This window comes from Terrimonas sp. (genome assembly GCF_003075435.1).
In the GTDB taxonomy this organism is placed as follows: domain Bacteria; phylum Bacteroidota; class Bacteroidia; order Chitinophagales; family Chitinophagaceae; genus Agriterribacter.
In genome coordinates this window covers 409,959-433,649 of the sequence record NZ_QCZJ01000001.1, presented here as the reverse complement: position 1 = coordinate 433,649, position 23,691 = coordinate 409,959, and the positions used below count along the sequence as shown (strand labels likewise).

The following is a 23,691-nucleotide window of genomic DNA, read 5'->3' as shown; positions in this document are numbered from 1 at the left end:
TCCCATTGGCAGGCAATGCATTTTGTTTAAAATGAAGCTTATTTTTTGCTGTTGATCTTTTTTACGATCCACGGTAGAGAAAACCCCTGCCCGATAAGCGAAAAAAGGACTACCGCGATGGAGAGAAAAATAATATCTTCCCGCATCGGAAAAGCAGTTCCATCTTCTAATATGGTAGGAAGGCCTATTGCGATGGCAAGCGATACTATACCACGCATGCCCGACCAGGAAATAATTAAACTTGTTTTACTGTCATATAATGCTTCTTCACTCACTTTACGTTTCCCCCGGAAAGCCCGCAGCAAACTTATTTGTTGCCAGTAAACCCTTCCCAGTCTTATAGCAAATGCTACTATTGTAATAATTGCTGCATAACCAACATACGACCACACTTTTGCAGGTTCCATTTTTTTAAGTACGATCGGAAACTGCAAACCTATTAAAACAAAGATTAAACCATTAAGTAAAAAAATAATCACTTCCCAAAAATTGCGGGACTGTGCCTTTAGCCTGTCAGGAAATTTTTCCCGGCTTAACCACGACATACCTAAACCGAATCTTACCACAGCAATTACGCCTGATACTTTAAAATGTTCTGCAACGAGATAGGCAACAAAAGGCATTAATAAGGTCAGGCTTATGATAAACATATCATTGCTTCTGAAATACCTCAGTACATATCCCGTTAGCCAGCTTATTAAAAGTCCAATTAAAAAGCCGCCGCCAAGCACAAACATAAAGTTGAGAAATGCTTTCCAGAAAACAAATGCAATACCCGTAACCGCCGCAACAGCAAAGTGATAAGCAACAAGTGCGGAAGCATCGTTTACAAGGCTTTCGCCTTCCAGTATTGTAGTGGTTTTGTGAGATAAACCTAACCCTTTTGTAATGCCTATGGCGGCAACGGCATCTGTGGCAGAAAGTATAGCGCCTAATACAAAAGAAACAGGCCATGTCATGCCGGGTATAAGGTAATGTGCTGCAACAGCTATGCCTGCAGTAGTCATAAACACCAATCCAATAGCCAACGCACTGATCGTGTTCATATTTGTTTTGAAATCCTGAAGTGAAATATTAAATGCGGCATCATATAATAACGGTGGCAAAAAAATCAGCATTACTATTTCCGGGCTTAATTCCATCTCGGGCATTGCCGGCATTATACCTACGGCAATCCCTACAAGTATCAGTAAAACAGGAACAGGAATTTTTATTTTCTCGGCAATGGCAGATGCGCTTATCATTAATGCCATTATAATGAGAATGATCGTATAATTATTCATCAGGTTTTTATTAAGCCTTTTATTCTTAGTTATACCTCAATCAAAAATAGAGTAAAAGCAGGATACAACGATTTAGGGTTTGCTGTTTAACTCCCGGCATTTATTTTTTTAAGTTTTTACCAGTAACCGGGTTAGCCGCCTCTTTTTGTATGGTTTCGCCGAAGGTGAAATTGAAAAAATGCGAAGCATATTTTTTCAAAAGACAAAAAGCAGCGGCGTTCCGGTTACGCAGCCCGCCGGCTGTGGAGGCAAAAAAGGTTCGTAAAATTTAATTATGGCGAAACAACTGCATGGTTTTTGAAAAATTTGATTCAAAACCCTTGCGGCAATTTAATAACCAAAGCATGAATATACAATGATCTTTATCGGAATATCACCAAAATGGAGTTAAACAGCAAGCCCGATTTAGTGTGCTCCGGTAATGAGATACCTTTGGACTTTATCATTGACGATCGCCAGTGGCAGACAATCAATCTTATATTTGATAGCTTTAGATGAGTTCGGGCGAAGAGGATGAAGGTTCTTTCTTTATGAATATACCTTTAGGGCCGTGGGGCATTGCGTATTTTTTTACATTACTGCTGCCCGGAAAGTAAACTTTTTTATTCCTGCAATTTAGCTCCTGTAGAGCCCTGATTTGAAAAAATATAAGAATAGAAAATCAATTTTCATGAGGGACTCGCGTTAAAAGCACATTGCCTCATTCACTATTCCAACCCTGCCCTAATCCAATACCACTTCACTCACAAATACCCAACCTGGCTGACCCTTGCCGCCGTGCCATTCAGGAATGGTGCGCAGGTGTTTGGCTATTATCTTCATACATTGCACTTCGGTGGATGGAAAGGCAACCTGTAATTGCAGGTGTTCGGAAAGTTCTCCTTTTTGAGCAGGTGTGGGCTTAATGCTGCCAAGCAATTTCAGGTTTTTCTGATCTGCTCCGCCCCAAATTTCCACTGCTTCGGGAGGGAATATATAGCGCCCTAAATTTTTTGCTGCTATTACTACGGCAGATTTAACGAAGGTGGGTTTATTGAACAGCATATAATATTCCGCCTCATCTTTCTGGTAGCCATACCAGTCGCCATTGGCAACATTATCAAAGCTGCCGAACTCGCCATCAGTTAATGCTTTTTCAGAGGTGGGTTTATACCTCCCATCGGTTTGGGTGATCAGAACAACGGAATCCGGTTTTACACTCCTGTGTATGAATGAAGATTGCGTGGAACCGCTGCCATACCATCCCGGCTTAAATGCCCTTGCCTTTAGCGTGGTATTTTTTGTAATGGCAAATGGTGCTGAATATACGGGGCTGTTCACACTATCCGGCTCGGTGCCATCGGTAGTATATCTTATTTCCACCCCTTTAAACGGGTGTTTGATCTCAGCTTCAATATCTTTTTCAAAAATACCTGCTGCAGGCTTTATTACCGGGGCGCTCAACGCCATCATTTCACCGCCTTTATCTACAAAGCCGCTTTCTATTACCAGCTTTGGAAATTTAGTGCGAAGCCTTTGCAATGCTGTTGTATCAATCTTTGTATCCCAGATATATACGGATGAAAGGTCTGGCAACGGTAAGATTTTTTCCAGCGCATTAGCCGTGGTGGCTGTGCCTGAAAGCGCCACTTCACGCAGGCTTTTTACATTGCTTAATAATGCGATGCCGTTATCTGTAATGTCAGTATAATTCAGGTTGAGCCTTCGCAGGTTAGGCATTTGCTGAATTACTTTCATGTCATCATCCTTCACCGGCATACGTGCAAGATTAAGTTCCACTATCTGTTCTTTCAGCGGTAATAATTCTTCCAGCGATTTTGACGTGTATACATTTCTTCCATATAAATTGGCTACCAGTGCCGGTGAGTTTTTACCCAGGGGAACAACTACCCGGTAATTATTATTTACCGCAAGAATTTTCTCTTCATCCGCTGCTTCAAAACTATATACCGGTTCTGCGGAAGCGGTGTTTTCTCCGCCAGGGATGAGGTAAGCTGTTGATAATATCCTGAATGAATCTGTTTCAGGCAGGCTGAACAGTTTCGCTTCTGTAGCAGCGCCCGATTTTATCCAGTTATATAAAATAGCAGCTTCCATTTCAGTAAGCTGCGGTTTTGAAGCCGGCGGCATACGCTTTTTATCTTCTGCAGGAAGATGAATACGATGAATGATCAGGCTGGTATCAGGATTGCCCGGTATGAATAACGCGCCGTTTTTTCCTCCTGCCAAAACGCTTTCCAGGTCAGATAATTTCAGCTTGCCTTTTGTGCTGGATTCACCATGACAGCTCACGCATTTTTTTTCGAATATGGGTTGAATAATATCCGCGAAAATAATTGCCTGGTCTGGTGGCACAACCTGTTGCTGATACCCTTTTATAGGCGCCAGCACATAATCACTGCCGTGGGTAAGGTCAGCGCCCCAATGCCCGGTGAAGATAATGGCTATAGCAGCAACGGCAGTAAATGATCTTGTAAAAGCAATATGCCCGGAGAGCTGCGGGAAATAAGAATAAAAAAGATACCCCAGTATCGAAACTATAACGCCACCCCATTTGTGCAGCTCCAGTGTTTCGCCTGATCTTCCATCTTCAAAAGATAACAGCATGCCCATAATGGCAGTGATGGATGCTGATAAAGCCGCCGCAAGCCTCAGCAGGTTCAGCCATTCATCAGTGTTGCTTTTTGCGTTAGGTATCCATACGGTAAAAAAGGAGAGTAATAATAATACAATAGGGAAGTGCAGAAACATGGGATGCATTCTTCCGGCAACGGCCAGCCAGGCTGGTATTTCCATAATGTTTTGAAATACTACCAGGAAAAATAAAAATACCATGCTGCCAAATAATACACCTGACGCGATCTTCGTGATTTTTCGCATTATACCCTCGTGAATTTATATGGATATACTTTGCCGGATGCCCACTGTGCTACATATACATTGCCTTCATCATCTACACATACATCATGCGGATGAACAAAGATCTTTTCAGCCTGCGCCATAGGTTGCAGTTTGCCATCAATGTAAACGGGTTCGGTACCTCCAATGTTTGAAACTACTTTATTGTTTTTGTCGAGAATGGTTACAAAGCCTGTTTGCTCTGCCTGTAAGTTTGGTGAGCGCAGCACCGCGGCATATAAATGATCTTTATGAATAACAGGCCGGCATACACATGCACCGGGCAATTCAATTACCTCAATCAGTTTTCCATCCATGGAAAAACGCTTGAAGCAATTTTTTGTTCTGTCGGTAATGAGCAGGGTATGTTCTTTTTGCCGCCGGTCAACAGTGATGCCATGGGCATTATCAAGATTTTCGAGCTTATCGCCCTTTCCGCCAAAAAAATGTTTCAGCTTTCCGTTCTCATCATAGTGCATAATGTATTGTGCGCCGTATCCGTCTGCAATATAGAAATCACCATTTTCCAATACGGTTGTTTCAGTGGGCACAAAAGCTTCTTTCTTTTCGTATACGCCGGTTTCCGCGGGATAATCTATGGTCAATAATATTTTACCATCAAGCGTGGTTTTATATACCTGGTGCTTGTTGGTATCTGTAATAAAAAGATATTCTTCTTTGCCGGCGCGTTGTAAGGTAAGCCCGTGCGCACCGGGAAATTCATGTCCCCAGTTTTCTAAAAGCTTTCCCTTTTTATCGTAGATGAGAATATTATTTTTTGTTTCGTTGGTGAGGAGTATGATCCTTCCTTTCCTGTCCTGCACCATTTCATGGCAATCATTTACCGGGTATTGGGCAGGGTTAAGCGCTCCCCATGCCGCGTTCATTTTAAAGCGCATATTATTATGGCCATATACAGGATCATTTTTACCTGCAAACATATCTTTGGCAATAGCAAACGAAGCTGTGGCTAATCCGGCTTTCTGAATAAAGGCTCTTCTTTTCATAAATATCTTTTGAGTACTTTTTTAATTTGAAAATTTGAAGTTGTGGTAATTTGAAAATGTATTTCCGGCAGCAGACTTCTGCAAGGGCAGGATAAGCACTACGCAATAATATCCCTCACCACATGCCCGGATACATCCGTAAGCCGGTAACGCCTTCCCTGGAAACGATACGTAAGGCGTTCGTGATCGAAGCCCAGTTGATTCAGTATCGTTGCATGAAAGTCGTTTATATGCACCGGGTTCTTTACGATATTATATCCAAACTCATCTGTTTCGCCGTATACCATGCCGGGTTTAATGCCACCGCCTGCCATCCAAACAGTAAAGCAGCGCGGATGGTGATCGCGGCCATAATTATCTACACTCATCTTGCCCTGGCAATAATTGGTTCTTCCAAATTCTCCGCCCCATATCACTAAAGTTTCATCTAATAATCCTCTTTGTTTTAAATCGGTAATAAGCGCTGCTGATGGCTGATCAACATCTTTTGCCTGCCCGCGCATTTCATTAGGCAGGTTACCGTGCTGGTCCCATCCCTGGTGGTATAGCTGAATAAACCGAACGCCATTTTCAGACAGTTTACGTGCCAGCAAACAATTGGCGGCATAAGTACCGGGCACCAAACATTCAGGGCCATATAGTTTTACAATATCATCAGACTCCTTAGATACATCCATAATTTCAGGCACGGCGGTTTGCATACGGTATGCCATTTCATATTGCTGTATCCTTGTTGCTATTTCAGGGTCGCCAAATTCTTTCAACTGCATTTCATTCAATGCTGCAACTTTATCCAGCATCTTACGGCGGTTTTCCCTGTCCATTCCATCAGGATCCTGCAGGTATAATATCGGGTTTTCACCACTGCTGAATTGTACACCCTGGTGAATGGAATCTAAAAACCCGTTTGACCAGAGCTTGGAGTATACACCCTGCCCGTTTCCTTTTCCGCGGGATAACAATACACAAAATGCCGGCAGGTTTTTATTTTCTGTGCCCAAACCATAGCTCACCCATGAGCCCATGCTTGGACGGTTACCCTGTTGTGCCCCGGTTTGAAAAAAAGTTAATGCAGGATCATGATTGATGGCTTCTGTATGCAAAGAATGAATGATGCATATATCATCCACGATTTTTGACATGTGCGGAAAAACTTCGCTTACCCACGCTCCTGATTGACCGTATTGATTGAACTTATAGTAGGAGCCAACCAGCGGAAATGATTTTTGAGAAGAAGTCATGCCGGTAAGCCGCTGACCATTACGGATAGACTCCGGCAGATCCTGCCCCATCATTTTTACAAGCGTAGGCTTGTAGTCAAATGTTTCCAACTGGGATGGAGCACCATTCTGGAACAAATAGATCACTCTTTTTGCTTTTGGCGCAAAATGCGGAATACCGGGAATAAAGCCAGCTTCCTCTTCAGCGGCATTGCCATCAAACAAGCCGGGAATAAGCAATGAGCCCAACGCTGCGCTGCCCAGTCCTATACTCAGGCGCGACAAAAATTTGCGCCTGTTGATGTTCAACCCATGTTCCAGAATTTCTTTTTCCATAGCACTATGTTTTTGTGATGGCTTCATCCATATTATACATCACCTGTATGGTTTGCATCATGGCAGCCAGTTCAGGTGAAGGCGCTGACTTCAATGTATATTCACCCGGCTTCAATGTTTTTTCAATATCCCCGGGGTGTGATTTAAAATACATTTCCTGTTCCTGCAGGTAATTGGTTAGCAGGTCAAGCTCTGCTTTTTTCGGATGCCGGTTAATGATGCGCATGAACGCATTGGTTACAGATGCTCCGGCGGTTTGTTTTTGTTGTATCAGGTTATCCGCAAGCGCTTTTGTAGCTTCCAGTACTGTAGGGTCGTTCATCATGATCAGCGCCTGTAAAGGCGTGTTGGTTCTTGAGCGTTTTATTTCGCACTGGTCGCGGTTGCTTGCATCAAAGATCATCATAGATGGCGGAGGCACAGTGCGTTTGATGAATGTATACATTCCCCTCCTGTATAAATAATCCCCATGATCCTGCTTATATGTGGCGAGTAATCCCCTGCCGGAAGTAGCCAGCTCCCATAATCCCGGCGGCTGGTAAGGTTTTACACTCGGTCCGCCGATGGTAGTATTCAATAATCCGCTGCTTGATAATACCAGGTCGCGAACCATTTCTGCGCTTATGCGTATCCGTGGGGCGTAGGATAAATAAATATTCTGCGGGTCAGCTTTTAATTTTTCGGGCATAACCACAGATGACTGGCGGTAAGTGGCCGACATATAGATCTGCTTCATCAGCCGTTTAATATCCCAGCCGTTTTCCCTGAAGTCAACCGCAAGCCAGTCAAGCAATTCAGGGTTGGTGGGTAAATCACCCTGCATACCAAAATCTCCTGCGGACTTCACTATGCCAACGCCAAAAATTTCCTGCCATACGCGGTTAATAAATACTCTTGCCGTTAATGGGTTGCGCGGATCAAACAGCCATTCCGACAAACCCAGCCTGTTCTTAGGTAAGGTATCAGCAAACTTCATGATGGATTCAGGTGTTCCTGCAAAAACTTCTTCTGCCCGCTGATCATATACTCCGCGGGAAAGTATATAAGTTTTGCGGGCGGTATCCATATCTTTCATTACAGAAACCTGTAAGCCGGCAGTATCGCTGCGGTTTAAAAAACTCAATATGCCATTCAAATCTTCCTGGGTAACATCCATTCTCGGGTTTTTAGCAAAAGTTTCATGTCCACCCACGGTTGATTCTAAACCTACTTCTTTTATGCTGTTAAAGAAAGATGAAAGCTGGTAAAATTCTTTTTGCGATACCGGGTCGTATTTATGATCGTGGCATTGCGCACAGGCAATGGTCATACCGAGCATGGCAGTGCCAAACGTGTTTGTTCTGTCAATCACATATTCTACTCTATATTCTTCATCAATCACGCCGCCTTCTTCTGTTATTTTATGATTGCGGTTAAAGCCTGTAGCAAGAATTTGTTCTTTGGTAGGATCAGGCAAAAGATCACCTGCCAGTTGCCAGGTAATAAATTTATCGTAAGGCAGATTTTTGTTAAAAGCATATATCACCCAATCCCTCCAGGGCCACTGGCTGCGGTAATTATCGTCCTGGTATCCGTGCGAATCCGCATATCGCGCCACATCCAGCCAGGGAATTGCCATGCGCTCACCATAAGTTGGCCGCTGCAGTAATGCATCAATCATTTTTTCATATGCATTGGGGTCGGTATCGTTTACAAAACTATCAATCAAGCCAGGGGTAGGAGGGAGCCCTGTAATATCCAATGATATACGGCGGAGCAACCTTTCCCTGTCAGCTTCTGTATTAGGCGATAAACCCTTTTCCTCCATTTTCTTCAGCACAAAAAAATCAATATCGTTCTTTGCCCACTCTTCATGTTCCACTTTGGGTCGTGGCGCTTTAACCGGTGCAACAAAAGCCCAGTGGCGCTCATATTTTGCCCCCTGCTCAATCCATTTTTTTATAACAGCCACTTCGGCAGCGGTTAAAGCCGGCAGGTTGCTTGATACCGGCGGCATAATAACAGCAGTATCGGTGGTGCTTACCCTGAGAAATAGCTCAGATAATTCCGGTTTACCGGGCACCAGCGCATGTGCTTTTGGATTATCCTTTAATGCTTTATATGCATTTTCTGCAACATCAAGCCTCAGCCCGGCTTCTCTTTTATTAGCATCCGGTCCGTGGCAGTTAAAGCATTTGTCTGAAAGAATAGGGCGTACCTGGAAATTGTAGCTGATCATGCCGGACGAAGATTGCCCGGACGAATCTAACGGCAATGCGTACCTGAATATATACACGGCTGCTGCTCCCAGTAAACATACCAACCCAACGATGTATATTTTTTTCATGTGGCTTTTGTGGACACTCCTTTAAGTGTGTTAACAGGGTTTCACTATTAATGCCTTAAAGTTAAAACAAACCCGGCAATAGTAGTAAAAATACATGCTACATTCGCCTTTATGGATGAAGCATTATCTCATATAAGGCAAATGATCAGTGCTGTGCAACCGCTTACAACGCAGGAATGGGTTGATTTTTCCGGTATCTGGCGTCCCTTCAGCGCTAAAAGAAAAGAACTGCTTACCCGCCAGGGCGAAACGGAGAAATATCTTTACCTGGTGCTGGAAGGTGTGCAGCGGGTGGTGTATTATGATGAGCAGGGCAGGGAAGCCACTGTGGTTTTCACCTATCCACCTTCTTTCGGCGGCGTACTGGATGCTTTTTTAACGCAGCAACCATCCAGGTATTTTTATGAAACGCTTACGCCATCCGCTTTTTTGCGCACTTCCTCTGACGAGATACAACAACTGATGGACAGCAGCGCCAATTTTGAAAGACTGATCCGCAAGGGCGTAACAGATGCGCTTTCCGGTGTGCTGGAACGTATAGTTGAACTGCAATGTTTTTCTTCAGAAGAAAAGTTCAGGCAACTGCTGAAACGAAGCCCGCATATACTGCAATTAGTGCCGCATAAATACCTCGCAAACTATCTTGGCATTGACCCAACCAATTTCAGCAAGCTTATTAATTCGGTGAGGATTTGAAGTTGTGGAACCATTAAGAAATTAAGTTAGTTAAGACTTTTAAACTTAATGTTCTTAATGCCTTAATGGTAAAAGAAAACTGCTGCTAAGTCAAGTCAATTATGTTTGTATGTTAATGTGAAAAGTGAGGCTTGCCTGCCGGCATACAGTGGATAAAAATGAAAGACGTATTTCATTGCTCACATTTCACGTTTGACATAGCACTACCGTTAACGCCTGTCCGGTATAATAAGCAAAGGAATTGTGGTATGATAGGCCATGCTCCTGGTAGCACTGGGTTGAACCAGCCTGCTGAGGAAGCCCCGTTGCTGACTCACCATTGCAACCATTTCTATATTATGGTCTTTGATATACTGCTGCAATGTTTCTTCAAACCTGCTTCCTGAAATATGTGCTGTTATTATATTTTGTTTCGGGTATGTTTTCGTTAAAAAATATTTGTAATCATCCAGGTTGCGGCTGTGATCAACAAAATCAGGTCCGCTGCTGCTGTCTTCATCTGTAAATACCACCACATGTATATTGCTTTTAAATAAGCGGGCAATGTCAAATACCGGGTTAATCAATGCTGCATCTTTTTCAAAGTGGTTGGTGGCAAAAAGAATGTCATGCGGCTCATTCCATGCATAGCTGTAAGGTACGGCAATAACCGGCACGGTGCTGCTCCCGGTAATGGCTGCCGTTTTGGTGCCCCACAGTTTTTCTCCTGCTCCCCCGGCGGTTCCCATTGTGCCCATTACCACCAGGTCGGCATTCGTATCTTTAACTGATGAAAGGATATTGTCTTTTACACTGCCTGTTTTAAGCTGTGCCTCAACAGCTACAGCTTCCGTTTCGCGTATGGCTTCCTGCAGTAATTTCAGCTTTTGCCTTGCTTCTCCCAGCAGCTGCTCTTCCTGGTCTTTTTGCACGCCCATATAATCCATATACATGCCTGCATCGCTTTCAATGGTATGCACCAAAACAATGTTCCACTGCAGGAACCTGGCTATTTGCACGGCAACATTCAATGCATTGTTGGCACATGCTGAAAAATCGGTAGGAACCAATATCTTTTTCATAATAGAATTTTAAACCGGATCATTGAGCAGTCCGCTTAATACCCGCTATAAATGTTCTGTAAAGCAAACATTTTATAGCTGCATAATTACTGAAAATGATCAAACCCACAGATGAGAAATATCATGTGTTATTTAATATTCAGGTAATATAATTGTTGTTAGGTAAGCGGAGCTGTTGCTATTCTGATCAAACGTAATTTGATTAGCAAGAAAGCCTTTTTATCAGGTTGAGAGATGCCTGTTAGCAGGGAAAATGTTTTTTGATTTTTATGTGGCCGGCCGCACTGCTATCCTGCCGGCAGGATAGCAGCTTTCGTTGTCACTCACTTCAGGGTTCTGTACGCTATTAGGCAAGGGCGTAGTGTCATCTAAGTTTTCACAGCTATCTATTTCCCGGAAATTTTATAACCCATCCTGATAGCGAATGTGTGGAAATGATCCCCGTTTGAAAAATAATTTCCTGTATTCGATATAGCAGGTTTATTCATTAAGCGTTTCTTCTATCGCTGCCCGTAGTTCCTCTTTGTTGGGCAGGTACAGTTGATATTTACTTACAAATAATTGCGAAGAAACATTGTGCATAGCATATTGTATCAGCAGGTCATCTTTCTCTCTTGCCAGCACAATACCGATAGGCGGGTTATCTCCTTCCGTTTTTTCTTCGTTCTCAAAATACCCCAGATACATATTCATTTGTCCCACATCTTCGTATCCGGCCTCGCTTTTCTTGAGATCTATTAAAATAAAGCACTTGAGGATCCTGTGGTAAAAAACCAGATCAACATAATGATGCCTGTTGCCCAGCGTAACCCGGTATTGCCTGCCAATAAAAGCAAAGCCCTTGCCCAGCTCAAGCAAAAAATGCTGAAGATGCTCAATGATCCGGCTTTCCAGCCCGGTTTCGCTATAATGGTACAGCTCCGGTATTTTCAGGAAATCCAGTATATAAGGGTCGCGGATAACATCTTCAGGCCTGGAAACAGATTGCCCCTGCTTTGCCAGGTGTAAAATGCCCTCTTTGTCTTTAGAAGCAGCCAGGCGGAGGAATAGAGATGCCTTTTTCTGTCGCTTTAATTCCGGGATAGACCATTTTTCAAGAATGGACTGCTTTTCGTAAAAGCTACGCTCAAGCTTATCTTCAATTTTCAATAATTCCACGTAATGCGACCAGCTCAATAAGTGAGAAGCCTTCTCACTGGATACTCCAGGTAAAAAAGCCTCATATAGATGAGGTTGCTCCTGCTAAACCCCTTACCGTGAAGGCGGTTTAGGTCTGTAGCAAGATTATTAATCAAAGACTTACCATACACCGCACGTTCCAGGCCACCCTGTTCAAATTCAACAATATAGCGGCCTATTTCCCAGTAAGTAGTTACTAACTGTATGTTTACGGCCTGAACGGCTTGTTGCCTTCCCTGGTTGTAAGTGGCAGAGATCTGGCTGACAAGCTCGTTATAATCCTTTTGATTGGTCAGGTTGTTCATAAGTAGCAAAATTTTTTATAAGCGAAATATTGATCAAACGTACATGAAATTTTTCATTCATAAAACCTGCCCGTTGCGGCAGGCGGGTACACAAAGGATGAATGAAAAATTTTATGGGAGTTCCTCTTTTTTCTACTGGTATGTGTATTCATATACCAGCATAAAAGAGTGAGTATTTCGGCATGTGAAGACATATACCGATGGGAAATAGATTGCATTACACAGCATTTTGTAAATTAAGTGAGTTATGAATCACCAGGAAGAACACCGGGAGCTGTATATCCGCATTGGTGAAATATATTTTTGGATGGCGAATACGGATGCGGTTTCCGTCTTTTCGACCGAGCCAACACGAACACTATAGTTTAATGCAACTTATGCGAGGGAGAAATCTGCCGGGTATTTGTACTAATGCTCAACATCTGCACTACTGCCCAACAGATTTCTCTCCCGCCGCAAGATGCTTTTAATTTAATTTTCAGAATGGCGGGATCGAAATGACGGCGAGAGTGTTTGTATTTTTGCCGTCAGCACTAAGGCAAAGTTTGTAATTTTTGAACCACACGGTCATTATGCTACCGCACCTATAGGAAACGGAATCTCAATTCCCTCATCAATCCTCTTTTATTGTAATACATTTTAAGTAGCTGATACTGACCTGCCATTCTTCAAACATTCACCCGCATGCGTTACTTCCCTTACATCAACCAGGTGCGCGGCTTCTACCAGATTTACCAAATAGATTGCATTACACAGCATTTTGTAAATTAAGTGAGTTATGAATCACCAGGAAGAACACCGGGAACTGTATATCCGCATTGGTGAAATATATTTTTGGATGGCGAATACGGATGCGGTTTCCGTCATTTCGACCGAGCCAACACAAACACTGTAGTTTAATCACTCTTATGCGAGGGAGAAATCTACTCGGCTTTTTGTACTTATGTTCAGCATTCGCACTACTGCCTAACAGACCTGCCTGCCGGCAGGCAGGTTTACCTTCGGTGAGAAAAGTTCTCACCAACCGTAATAGTCGTTTAGTGTATTACAACCTGAGGGCGGGTTCGAAATGACGGATGCAGTTTCCGTCATTTCGACCGAGCCAACACAAACACTGTAGTTTAATGCAACTTTTGCGAGGGAGAAATCTGCCGGGCATTTGTACTAATGCTCAACATCTGCACTACTGCCTAACAGATTTCTCTCCCGCCGCAAGATGCTTTTAATTTAATTTTCAGAATGGCGGGATCGAAATGACGGCGAGAGTGTTTGTATTTTGCCGTCAGCACTAAGGCAAAGTTTGTAATTTTTGAACCACACGGTCATTATGCTACCGCACCTATAGGAAACGGAATCTCAATTCCCTCATCAACCCTCTTTTATTGTAATACCTTTTAAGTAGCTGATAACAACCTGCCATTCTTTACACATTCACCCACATGCGTTACTTCCCTTACATCAACCAGGTGCGCGGCTTCTACCAGCTTTGTCAAATAAATGTATACTGTTAGCGGGGCTGCTATAGCGGTAGTATCACTGTTCAGGGCATTCTGCACTACCTGCTCCCAGCACTGCAGCCAGTTGCTGAGCGACTGGTAGCTGAAAAACTGCTGAAATGCCCGGTAGGTAATGCTCTTCTTAATGCAGAGACTTTCTAAAAGCCGTTTGCATCGGTAAGAGGCCGTTTTTCTTTGCGGGGTCGCAAAAGCTGATCTTTTCGCCCTTCTCATATACCGTAATACCCATTCTGCGGATTTCCGAATATACCTCTTGAGGGGAGGCCCGGTAGCATATGGAAGTATTAATACGTAGCTGCTCAGGGATACAATTAAGGCTCTCCACCTTAAAGCCGTACCATTGGCTCATGTCTACTACAAACTGCCGTAACGATACGTTTCGATAGTTCCGGGTGGCTTTTGTCCAAACCAGTGCTTCCCTGATATCAACATCTTGCCTAAAAAATATGGAATCCGTTACAGCATTATTGGTTTTAGAGTAGCTTCTAACAACGATTTGATCTCCCGGGCAGCTCAGCTTCTTACTGCAACAGCCCTGCCTGCTGAGTGTTGCAAGGCTGCCACTGATAAGCGTGGCTTTGGTAAAATCTGGACGTACAAATACAGCAAAATTGCCACTGACAGTTTGCAACTGGCTGTTGGAGGTTTCCACTATTAATCTTCCAGGCTTTCCTTTTACCGGCATTTCAATATAGGCTTCTCCACTGATCTGCACATAACAGGTGTCCTTACCTGTACTGATAAAAGGGAGCTTCAGGGAAGAGCCTGCATTCAGGTGGATACTAACGCTGCCCGGCAGCTTGATGATATACTGCCTGCGAGCCGCTGTAAGCACTTCCAAAAATGGGTCTCGTGTTGTATCCACCGGCGTTGTTCCTGCCAGACGAGTAATTGCCAGTACGCCCGGCGCTTCCTGGCGGATATTAAGGTTATTGATCTGAGTAACTGACCCTGTAGAACCGCTGTCAACAGTTAAAACAATAGTATCACCCCACCGGATAAAGCAGGTAAATTCCGACTTCGGTATTTCATTCCGGGTAGGCATATTCTCACAATCACCTATTGTATTGCTGCCTGGCCATTGTTCGGTAATAAAATAATTGATAAGCATCCCCATCACTAGTAACAGGAAGGCAGCTCCTGCCAGTTTTTCGTATAGCAATATTTTTTTGTTGCGCCGTATGGTCTGCGCGTTGCTGATGATCTTTGCAAAGTCAGGCTCCCAACCTTTTAAAGCATCGTCCGTCTCCTGCTTTCCCACGGCATACAATACTGCCGCGGTCATGTCGAGCAGCTCTTCTTCTTCATATATTTTCCAGCAGGCTTTCAGCCGCTCAAGCTCGATGGCTGTTATCGAGCCTTCTATATATTTTTTGATCAGTTCTTTAACGTAACCAGCTTGGTGGATCATTGTAATTACTTTTTACATCCTCAAATAAAAAAGCTGCTTAAGGCATCTCCCATATAGCGCTTAATTTTTTTCAAAGCCCGGCTCAACTGGTTTTTTACGGTTTGTACGGATACCTTGAATTGTAAAGCGATCTGCTTGTGCGACACTTCTTCTATTTTGCTCAGCAGCAGTATATTTCTCTCCTGTGGAGGCAGCCTTTCCGCAGCTTTCCTGAAAAGCTCCTCCAGTTCTTTACGTTCTGTCTCTCCTGCTGTGTAGTCGTTTCCGGATAAGGAAAGATGGTTTTCCAACGGTTCTGTGTAATATTTTTTTCTCGCTCTTATTTTATCAATAGCTATATGATGGGCGATGGTTAGCAGCCAGGGTAAAGGTTTTTCTTTTCGGGCTGCTTCCTCCCGCTGCGTCCACAATACCAGCATGGTCTCTGCAATAACGTCTTTAATAAGTTCCTCATCGTTGCGGATATAGTTTTTGATATACAGCACGAGCACGGTTTTGAAAGCCCTGTAAATAGCCGACAACGCTGCTTCAGCCGATCCGGAATGTGTTCCCAACTGCCTGAAAAGATCGAATCCGTCATATTTAAGTATTTCCTCCATAACATAATGTTAGCCGGTAATAGTCTGCGAGAAACAGGTCAACTGAAACTCAGCAGATGATGCTTTACCAAAAAAGTTCAAAAAAAGTTGCCCTTCGGATGGTACGAAACCTGTTTTTTTTCGAGTCTATATGCGGGAGGATGTATATAAGGGTAGAAAACCGTTGCTGGTACTGCCAAGATAAAAAGAATGTTTCAGAAATAAAAGTAATTAGCAGGAAATGCCTCAATAAAAAAATGAAGAGCATTACGAAGCAACTATTGCCCAAGGTGTGATTGTAAAGCTTAGCAGTAAGTTATACTTTAATGAGTATTCAGAAGACAATAGTAAGTTTAAAAGATTTTTTTTAAATAGTGTATAGCTTATGCGGAAATAATCTGCACAGTAGTATATATCAAACAGCATTGCTAGAATATTGATGCTGCTTATATAAAATATTTGTTGCAACAAAAGCCGGACTGCGTTTCTATGCGCAAGGAATACAGACAGGCGAATTTCCGGCCCTTCTATCTTTCCGGAATATTGAATAGGATTTATTAGATCGGATAAAATTATTCCAGTATATAAAAGTAACTCTGGCATCGTAGTGCCTACCCACTACCGTTGTAATAGTACGGAACAAGGGCGTAAAGGATCGTTCTGTAATCTGGAAAATAAGGTCGGCTTTATAATTATTTATTTCTATTGGCACATTTCGCCGTGGTTACTGGGAATGCCTGCTGCCGTTGCCTTACGGGCATAAAAGCAGGTAATTTTTTTAAATCATAAAACTTTTAAATCATGATTAAGTATAAAAGGGTGATGATACCCGTATTCGCTGTTATAGCAACATTGATAATTGCACTTAGTGCTTTTAAAGAGAAGGAACCAGCAAAAGAACAGGTTGAAGGGAAAATTGTATTTGCACCGACGTATTTCCATTTTACCGGATCACCAGGGCAAGAACAGGACGTGACTAAATGGGCACAGATAAGCGCAGACGAATATACAGATACATATGCAAATTGTAACAAGCCAAATGACGGATGTAGGTTGAGAACAGATAGTACCCAAATGATCAGCGGAATTATAAGACCAAAATCAGTTGAGGTAAATGTTGTAGGGACTCACTTGAATCCTAAGACTTCAACAGCAAGTGGTGTGACTGCTGTTGGAAATCAGAATCCCTAAAAACTACACAGGTAGCCGGTAATTTTACCGGTTACCTGTAGTTTTGTTAAAGAGGATTCTGAGGCATACCTGTCATCGAAATAATATCAGCCGGTAAAGGCAGGGCGTATCTGTTCTCATTAGGATGCAAAGTATAAATAGTCCCATCTAAATTCCTTTTTAGAATAATATTAGCCCCTTCCTTGTTAAGGCGCTTAATATCCATCCACCGTAACCCTCTAAATACTAATTCCTTCCTTCTTTCTGCTAAAACAATGTTGAGCGCCTCGTTAGCGTTAGATGCTGTAAGATCAACAAATGTCCCAGCAAGAAACCTTTTCCGTAAAACAGTATTTAAGTCTTTCATGGCTTTAACTATATCTCCTTCTCTTGCAGAACATTCTGCCCTTGTTAGGTACATTTCTGAGGTGGTACAGCCTGTAAAATAATTTCCAAGGTCCCCGGTATATGTTCCCTTGAATTGAAAGCCATCAGGTCTTAGGCGAAAAAAAATCTTTTTTCTTAAATCAAAATTACTGTAAGTGTTGTATAGGTTAGAATCCACTCTCGCTACGCCGACACCAATCCCATACATCATTATTCCTGTTTGTCCATTTAAAATTATTTCTTTATTCGGAAATTCTTCAAATGGAAAAATTGATGTGCTATCCAGATTATTATAGTCTATTAACTCATCATGAATGTTAAGGGATAAATTAGCGTACTTGAACGCACTATCATAGTTTCTCATTGATAAATACGTTCGAGATAATATGCTAAAAGCTGCTTGTTTTGATGGACGCATTACATTTAATGGGCGATCCGGCAATAATAGAGACGCAGTTACAAGATCATTGATGATTTGCTCATATGATTGCTTTATCGATGATCTATTAGTACCGTGGTCAAAATCAGGGTCAACTTTAAGCGCAATTCCCAAATCAGTATCGGCTGTTTGTATGTCATATGCTTTTGAAAATATCCAACTGGCTTTCAGGAAAAATTCAGCCCGATATACTAATGCAGACCCTTTTACATTATCCCATTGCTTTCTATTTACAGAAGTGCGTTCAATGTTCTTAAGATTGTGTAAAACTTCGTTGGCATAATAGATCACGTCATATATTTGCGACCAATCGTTCTGATAATAATATTCGTAGTTCTCCCAAATGTATGCCTTTCTTTCGTTAAGGGACATTGCCTGATAACTTTGCCACGGAACGAAGTAATTGTCCGAAGATGCCTCATCATAGGTTGGAGATTTTTGGTTCATGATTCCGTTATTATCCAGTAAAGCCTGTAAATCTTTTATTGAAGAAGGAACCGCTAATTTTTTATCGGGCTTCAGGTCAAGATACTTCTTGCAAGAGAAAAGAAATAAGGAAAAAAGAGCTGCAAGCGAGAGTTGTATTAAATTCTTATTTTTCATAACAGATTGTTTATGGTTAAAAAGTGGCTTTAATGCCTATTGCGTACGTTTTCTGTGCAGGAATATTATCGGGTGATTCGGGATCAAGTCCCAGTTTGTTGGCTTTCCAGAGCAATCCAAGATTTGAAGCATTCACGTACAGTGTTAGGGTAGAAAATTTATTCTTCGTAAATGCTATTATCCGCTCATAACTTAAATTGATAAATTGTAACCGAATGTAGCTGCCATTGGTAACGGTTGGCTCTGACAGTGCATAAAAGGCATCCCGGAGTGCGTTAGCCGGGTATATGAACGAAGGAATTGTTGTCTTGTTTTCATCTCCAGATTGCATCCAGCGATTTTCATAATCAGAATGCCCGATACCTGCATTTACCAGTTGATCGTAATTAATGGTAGCACGCCGAAAGAAATAACCAAACTTGTAATATATATTAGCTGTTAGTGAAATGTCTTTGTAACGGAATGTATTACCCAATGCTCCAAAGTACTTTGGCGTAGCCGGTCCATGATAAATAAGGCTGTCAGGAGTTGTGAAAGTATTAATAATGGCAGAATAGTCAGCAGAGGGCATTTTATTAATAAAACCTCTCGGGTCGCCGGTTGCCGGATCAAGCCCTGCCCAGGGATAGCTGAAAATGGCATACAGGGGTTTCCCAATAATAGGAGTAATACTTTCACCAAATGTTCCACCCCATGTTACACCGGGTTGAGTATAATAGTCTGCTGTTTTGCTACTGTTGATATTGAAGATGACATTAGTATACCATTTAAATATCCCGTCAATGTTTTTGGATTGTAAACTAATATCCCAACCGCTTCCTTTCATATCTGCTATGTTTTTAATCACGGTGTTTATACCCAGCCCGGCAGTATAATCAATTGGTGACGGGCCAAACAGGTCTTTACCGTGTTTTTTGTAGTATTCAATACTCCCTGATAATATGTCTTTACTTGAGGAGAAATCGAACCCGACATTAAGAGTACTTACTTTTTCCCACCGGAGTTGTGGATTGTAGAACTGCTCAACCATCCCATAAGTAAGATTGGTCAGATAATCCGGAGCGCCATAATAACTCATGGTAGTTACTGCAGATTTACTTTGGTCTACATTGCCACTATACCCGTAAGTTAACCGCATCTTTAAGTAAGGAATAAATCCTGCTTTATAAAACGCCTCCTTAGATATATGCCATGCTGCGCCCGCAGACCAAAGCGGAGTCCATTTGTCATTGGTTTTTACGCCAAACAAATTGGAGGCATCCCTCCGGGCACTTCCCGAAAGCGTATATTTTCCCCGGAATGTATATGCACCGTTGCCATAAAAAGAAATAAACCTGTTGATCCTGTCTGCAAATGACGGAGAATTACTAATGTATCGGCTATCTCCAAAGATGGTAGGATAAGGATTAACAGGGTCTACTACACCGGTAGTTAGAAAATCATTATCATATCCATAAGTAGTGAACGCATTGCTATAACTATGCGTTTGCCTGATCTCGGAACCTGCAATAAAAGCAATGCTATGATCTCCTGATGTTTTGTTGAGATTGATCTGTGCGCGACCATTATGTGAAACAAATACACCTGTTCCCGTGGTTAAAACAGAACCTGGTGGCACATAATATCTGATCTGACCGTCAGGTGTATTTATTTGGGAAAAGGTATTGATCAGGTTTCTTGTTTCAAAACTTTCCATGTCCTTCAAATACCTGGAATCTGTTTGTTGGTTTTGGTATTGGTAAAGCAGATCAATGCCAAGAGCCGGAATGATCTGCCAGTTGATCCCCATATTTGCTACCATGCTCTTTGATGATGTGGTTTGCCGGTTATGCCGCCAGTCATCAAGTGGGTAATATTTCCAGTTTAATAGTTTACCACCGCCAATAGTATCTGTAAACCCTTCCCGGTAGGTGTTGGCAACGGCTGCAGGATTGCCATTTTCATCAACCAGGCTTAGATAGGGTATTTGTCTCCCGCCAATAGTAGCATTGCCGTAACCGCCTCTGCCATTTTCTGTTTTACTCATGGTATAGAAAATGCCCATATTAACACGTAAGGTTTTGAACGGCTGATAACTGTTTGCCATATTCAGATTTACACGGTCATACCGGTCTTGCAGTGCGCCAATGTTCTTATCATAACCGCCGGAAAGAAAATAGTTCATCACATTACCTCCGCCGCGGAGGCTTATAGCGTATTGCTGGTTGACCGCTTTCCGGTAAACATAATTTTGATAATCGTCCCGGATATCTTTATTGCCCAGGGCATTAAGTTGCGCAGCCACTTCTGTGCCGGAAAGTATGCCGTCTCTTTCTTTGATCATTAGTTCTACAGCCGGGGAAAGAGCAGGGAAATTAGGATTGGATTCATAACTATTGTAATAGCCCTGGGAGAAAAGGAATTTTTCCACGCCTATATAATCCTTAGATGACATCTGTGGCAGGTAATAAAGGTTGGGTTTTTCGGCAATAACCATATTGCTGTTAAATTCAATCCTCAAGGGCTCGTTAAACCGGCCCCGCTTAGTGGTGATCACAATCACGCCATTACCTGCCCGTGTACCCCAAACCGAAGCAGCCGCAGCATCTTTAAGAATAGTGACATCTTCTACGTCGTTGGGATTAATATTTGCTATATCTCCTTCGTAGGGGAAATTATCTACAATAATGAGTGGGGCTTTAGGGCCGTTAATAGTGCTCAGCCCCCGGATAGTATATCCTGTAGGGTTGTCTGTTTTGTTTTCAAACAACATTCCGTTTGTTACCCCTTTCAGCCGGTCTATAATGCCCGTGCTAACCTGGAGGTTAAGGGTTTTATTATCTACTTGTGTAAAAGAACCTGTTGTTCTTTCCTTTGGCAGAGATTGGTAACCATTGCTGAATATGGCAATGTCCTCTAATACTTTTACGAGTTGCTGCAGGTGAACGGTAAGAAAAGGAGTAGAGGAGTTAACCATCAGTACTATTGATTTATAGCCGGTATGGCTGACAGTAAGCGTATCAGCATATTTTCCTATAATGGAAAATCGTCCCGAAATATCACTTACAGTGTTGTTTCCGTGTATAGAAATGGTGGCGCCTGCAATTGGTTTGTTTTCTTTGTTCAGAACGACGCCTTGCAAAATGTAAGGATTTGATTGCTGTGCCAGCAAGGGCTGAATGTAAAGCACCGCAGCTAACAGGTAGATTAGTTTCATGCAGTTTAATTTTTTGATTAATTGGTGGTGATAATAGTTACAGGTAGTTCCCGTATTGCTTTTTCAACCCGGAAACCGGCATCTTGTAATGATTTAATAAGTGCGCTGGTATCATTCAGGTTTTGAGGCAGCTTAAGATCAATATTTTGGGACAATCCTGTTTCATCAATAAGTGGTGTAGAAAAGAAAGCATTTAATACATAAACCACCGTACCAATGGGTTGATTTTGCATGAACTTATCCTTGCTGTAAGCATCTAAATCCCAATTTGTTTCTCCCCCTTTGGTATAGGCCTTGGCAACGCCCGGAGTGGCGGTAAGTACCCAGCAGTCCAGCTTTCGTTTTTCTTTAGTTACTTTAAGATCAAAGGTTCTCTGCATATCCGATTTCAGGTGACTATAAAGCGCTTTTTCAGAAGTTAAAGGAACTACCAGGTCATAGCAATATAGCTGCTGATAGGGAGCGCTGCTATCTGGCGGCCCCATCAGTTTTTCAGCAGCCATACCTCGAAGCATTATCCTGTTTGCCGGCAATTTCATTTCTTCAGGGTAGGCCATTCTTACAATAATTGAGAATGGCTGATTGAATGCATAAAGCCGGCTTGTAGTAGCTGTATTTACCTGCCCTATGTTATTTTTTAATCCTTCTATATACCCGGTAAAAACAGAGCGTGATAAGAACACTTCTCCATTACCGCCATTTCCGTTAACATACAGCGGCTTGTTCACATCAAAATTTTTCAGGTCATTTTTTATATGCAAGGATGGGCGTTCGCCGCTCAGGAAGGCCTTAATATTATCCGGCGTTACTTCTTCAGAAGATGTAATAGCCAGTACAACTCCATTACTATCCAACCAAACTTCATGAGGCAAATACTGATGAGGAAAGTAATCATCCAACAGAGGGTTATCGAATGTTACCGGCAAACTAACAGGCTTGCCCGTTCTCTTTCCAACGCCGTCTATTATTTTCCTGATTTTCTTTTCATCATCACCAGATGCTTTGCTTCTGCCATTCACAAGCACTATCTTAATATCGTCTTTAAACTGTTGCTGCAGGGAATCCATGTACGGGAATAGCTTTATACAGGCTCCGCACCACGATGACCAGAAATCCAGGATAATCAGCTTGTCCTTATATTCGGATAGTTGTATTTCAGAACCGGGGTAGTTAACTACATTGGTAAGCACCAGGCCGGCGGGCAGGGTATCTCCTATACTGAGGGGCTTTATATTATTACTGGTTTGTGCAGTGCTTGGGTTATGGCATAGTAATGCCATTAAGCAAAAAATCCATTTCATTTTTGCAGTTGGTTTAGTACATAAAAAACAACCGCTGTTTACCCCGCAGGTACGGGGAGAAGCAGCAAGCCAATCATAAATATTGAAGAATCGGCAAGGGGAAGGAGCCGGTGACGGCTATAGTAAAACATGAGAAAAACTTTAAAAACTATGCCACAGCTCCTGCCCGTTGCCAGGTACTTACACCGGGTTTTTGGGCTTGCGGGCAAAGAGTAGGATATAGGAATGATAAAAAGCGGGTAACTGTACGTGCAGATAATCTATATCACTATTTATATATAGTGCAGAATAAAAAAGTGTTAGGGCAGGTGTTCTTCGCATGATCGCAGTAATAAAAAATCTGCAAGACCGGAAGTAGAAAATAGAATAATATTTATAAAATACTAACATCAGGCGCAATTATTAATATACTTACCTATAGGCAATTGACTTGTTTCAACATTTGATAAATCTTTGCTACTTACTTATTAGCAAGTGGTTAAAACAAAGATCGATACGTATGTGATAGAACAAATAAAAAACAAACGGCTTGAAAGAAATCTTTCTCAAGCAGATTTGGCTTTTGAATTAGGCGTGTCAGTTGGATTTATTGGAAAAGTTGAGAGTCCAAGATATACATCACATTATAATATTAAGCACCTGAATGAACTCGCCAAAATTCTAAAATGCAGCCCGCAGGACTTCCTGCCTAAAAAACCTGTATAAGAATATTCTTCTTTATCCGCTAAGATAGTTAATTTTTATTAAAATACTAACCTATAGGCGATTGTTTTTTGCA

15 protein-coding genes and 1 pseudogene are annotated in these 23,691 nt (G+C 42.2%); 3 read left to right on the top strand and 13 right to left on the bottom strand.

Annotated features, from left to right (window positions below; all coding sequences use genetic code 11):
• Positions 1-38 precede the first annotated feature (38 nt).
• The 5 genes from DC498_RS01705 to DC498_RS01685 form a co-directional block, all read right to left on the bottom strand.
• Complete coding sequence (locus DC498_RS01705) at positions 39-1,283, bottom strand: Na+/H+ antiporter (RefSeq protein ID WP_116872379.1); 1,245 nt, start codon at positions 1,281-1,283, stop codon at positions 39-41.
• 723 nt (positions 1,284-2,006) lie between these two features.
• Positions 2,007-4,163 carry an FN3 associated domain-containing protein gene (locus DC498_RS01700; protein WP_116872378.1) on the bottom strand — a complete coding sequence of 719 codons (2,157 nt, stop codon included), beginning with the start codon at positions 4,161-4,163 and terminating at the stop codon, positions 2,007-2,009.
• Positions 4,163-5,188, bottom strand: a complete 1,026-nt coding sequence (locus tag DC498_RS01695; protein ID WP_116872377.1) for a 6-bladed beta-propeller — start codon at positions 5,186-5,188, stop codon at positions 4,163-4,165. The genes DC498_RS01700 and DC498_RS01695 overlap by 1 nt, the downstream gene beginning before the upstream one ends.
• Positions 5,189-5,286: 98 nt before the next feature.
• Complete coding sequence (locus tag DC498_RS01690; RefSeq protein WP_116872576.1) at positions 5,287-6,744, bottom strand: DUF1501 domain-containing protein; 1,458 nt, start codon at positions 6,742-6,744, stop codon at positions 5,287-5,289.
• A 4-nt stretch (positions 6,745-6,748) separates the two neighbouring features.
• Positions 6,749-9,070 (bottom strand): PSD1 and planctomycete cytochrome C domain-containing protein, encoded by a 2,322-nt coding sequence (locus DC498_RS01685; RefSeq protein WP_116872376.1) that lies wholly within the window; start codon positions 9,068-9,070, stop codon positions 6,749-6,751.
• A 111-nt stretch (positions 9,071-9,181) separates the two neighbouring features.
• Between DC498_RS01685 and DC498_RS01680 the strand changes: the two genes are divergently transcribed.
• Positions 9,182-9,766 (top strand): Crp/Fnr family transcriptional regulator, encoded by a 585-nt coding sequence (locus DC498_RS01680; RefSeq protein WP_116872375.1) that lies wholly within the window; start codon positions 9,182-9,184, stop codon positions 9,764-9,766.
• Positions 9,767-9,975: 209 nt separating this feature from the next.
• Here DC498_RS01680 and DC498_RS01675 read toward each other — a convergent pair whose 3' ends face one another.
• The 5 genes and pseudogenes from DC498_RS01675 to DC498_RS01660 all read right to left on the bottom strand — a co-directional run bounded on the left by DC498_RS01675 (position 9,976) and on the right by DC498_RS01660 (position 15,838).
• Positions 9,976-10,827 carry a universal stress protein gene (locus tag DC498_RS01675; protein ID WP_116872374.1) on the bottom strand — a complete coding sequence of 284 codons (852 nt, stop codon included), beginning with the start codon at positions 10,825-10,827 and terminating at the stop codon, positions 9,976-9,978.
• A gap of 480 nt (positions 10,828-11,307) precedes the next feature.
• Positions 11,308-11,745, bottom strand: coding sequence for a PDDEXK nuclease domain-containing protein (locus tag DC498_RS26495; RefSeq protein WP_240627829.1), 438 nt, complete (start codon positions 11,743-11,745; stop codon positions 11,308-11,310).
• Positions 11,746-11,925: 180 nt separating this feature from the next.
• Positions 11,926-12,311: pseudogene (locus DC498_RS26490) on the bottom strand (DUF1016 N-terminal domain-containing protein); the annotation flags it as partial.
• Positions 12,312-13,949: 1,638 nt separating this feature from the next.
• A complete protein-coding gene (locus DC498_RS01665; RefSeq protein ID WP_116872373.1) occupies positions 13,950-15,239 on the bottom strand; it encodes a hypothetical protein in 1,290 nt (429 codons plus the stop codon).
• A 20-nt stretch (positions 15,240-15,259) separates the two neighbouring features.
• Entirely contained in the window at positions 15,260-15,838 is a 579-nt protein-coding gene (locus DC498_RS01660) for an RNA polymerase sigma factor (RefSeq protein ID WP_116872372.1), read from the bottom strand.
• 780 nt (positions 15,839-16,618) lie between these two features.
• Here DC498_RS01660 and DC498_RS01650 point away from each other — a divergent pair.
• The gene (locus DC498_RS01650) at positions 16,619-17,008 is read left to right on the top strand and encodes a hypothetical protein (protein WP_116872370.1); all 390 of its coding nucleotides are present in this window, start codon (positions 16,619-16,621) and stop codon (positions 17,006-17,008) included.
• A gap of 46 nt (positions 17,009-17,054) precedes the next feature.
• Here the strand turns inward: DC498_RS01650 and DC498_RS01645 are convergent, their stop codons facing one another.
• Genes DC498_RS01645 through DC498_RS01635 form a run of 3 tightly spaced genes read right to left on the bottom strand, consistent with a single transcriptional unit; the run spans position 17,055 to position 22,913 of the window.
• Positions 17,055-18,416: a RagB/SusD family nutrient uptake outer membrane protein gene (locus DC498_RS01645; protein ID WP_116872369.1), complete on the bottom strand. Its 1,362-nt coding sequence runs from the start codon at positions 18,414-18,416 to the stop codon at positions 17,055-17,057.
• A 16-nt stretch (positions 18,417-18,432) separates the two neighbouring features.
• Entirely contained in the window at positions 18,433-21,612 is a 3,180-nt protein-coding gene (locus DC498_RS01640) for a SusC/RagA family TonB-linked outer membrane protein (RefSeq protein ID WP_116872368.1), read from the bottom strand.
• Positions 21,613-21,629: 17 nt separating this feature from the next.
• A complete protein-coding gene (locus tag DC498_RS01635) occupies positions 21,630-22,913 on the bottom strand; it encodes a TlpA family protein disulfide reductase (protein WP_116872367.1) in 1,284 nt (427 codons plus the stop codon).
• A gap of 474 nt (positions 22,914-23,387) precedes the next feature.
• On the opposite strand from DC498_RS01635, the gene DC498_RS26720 reads away from it, so the two are divergent.
• The gene (locus DC498_RS26720) at positions 23,388-23,618 is read left to right on the top strand and encodes a helix-turn-helix domain-containing protein (RefSeq protein WP_116872366.1); all 231 of its coding nucleotides are present in this window, start codon (positions 23,388-23,390) and stop codon (positions 23,616-23,618) included.
• Positions 23,619-23,691 lie beyond the last annotated feature (73 nt).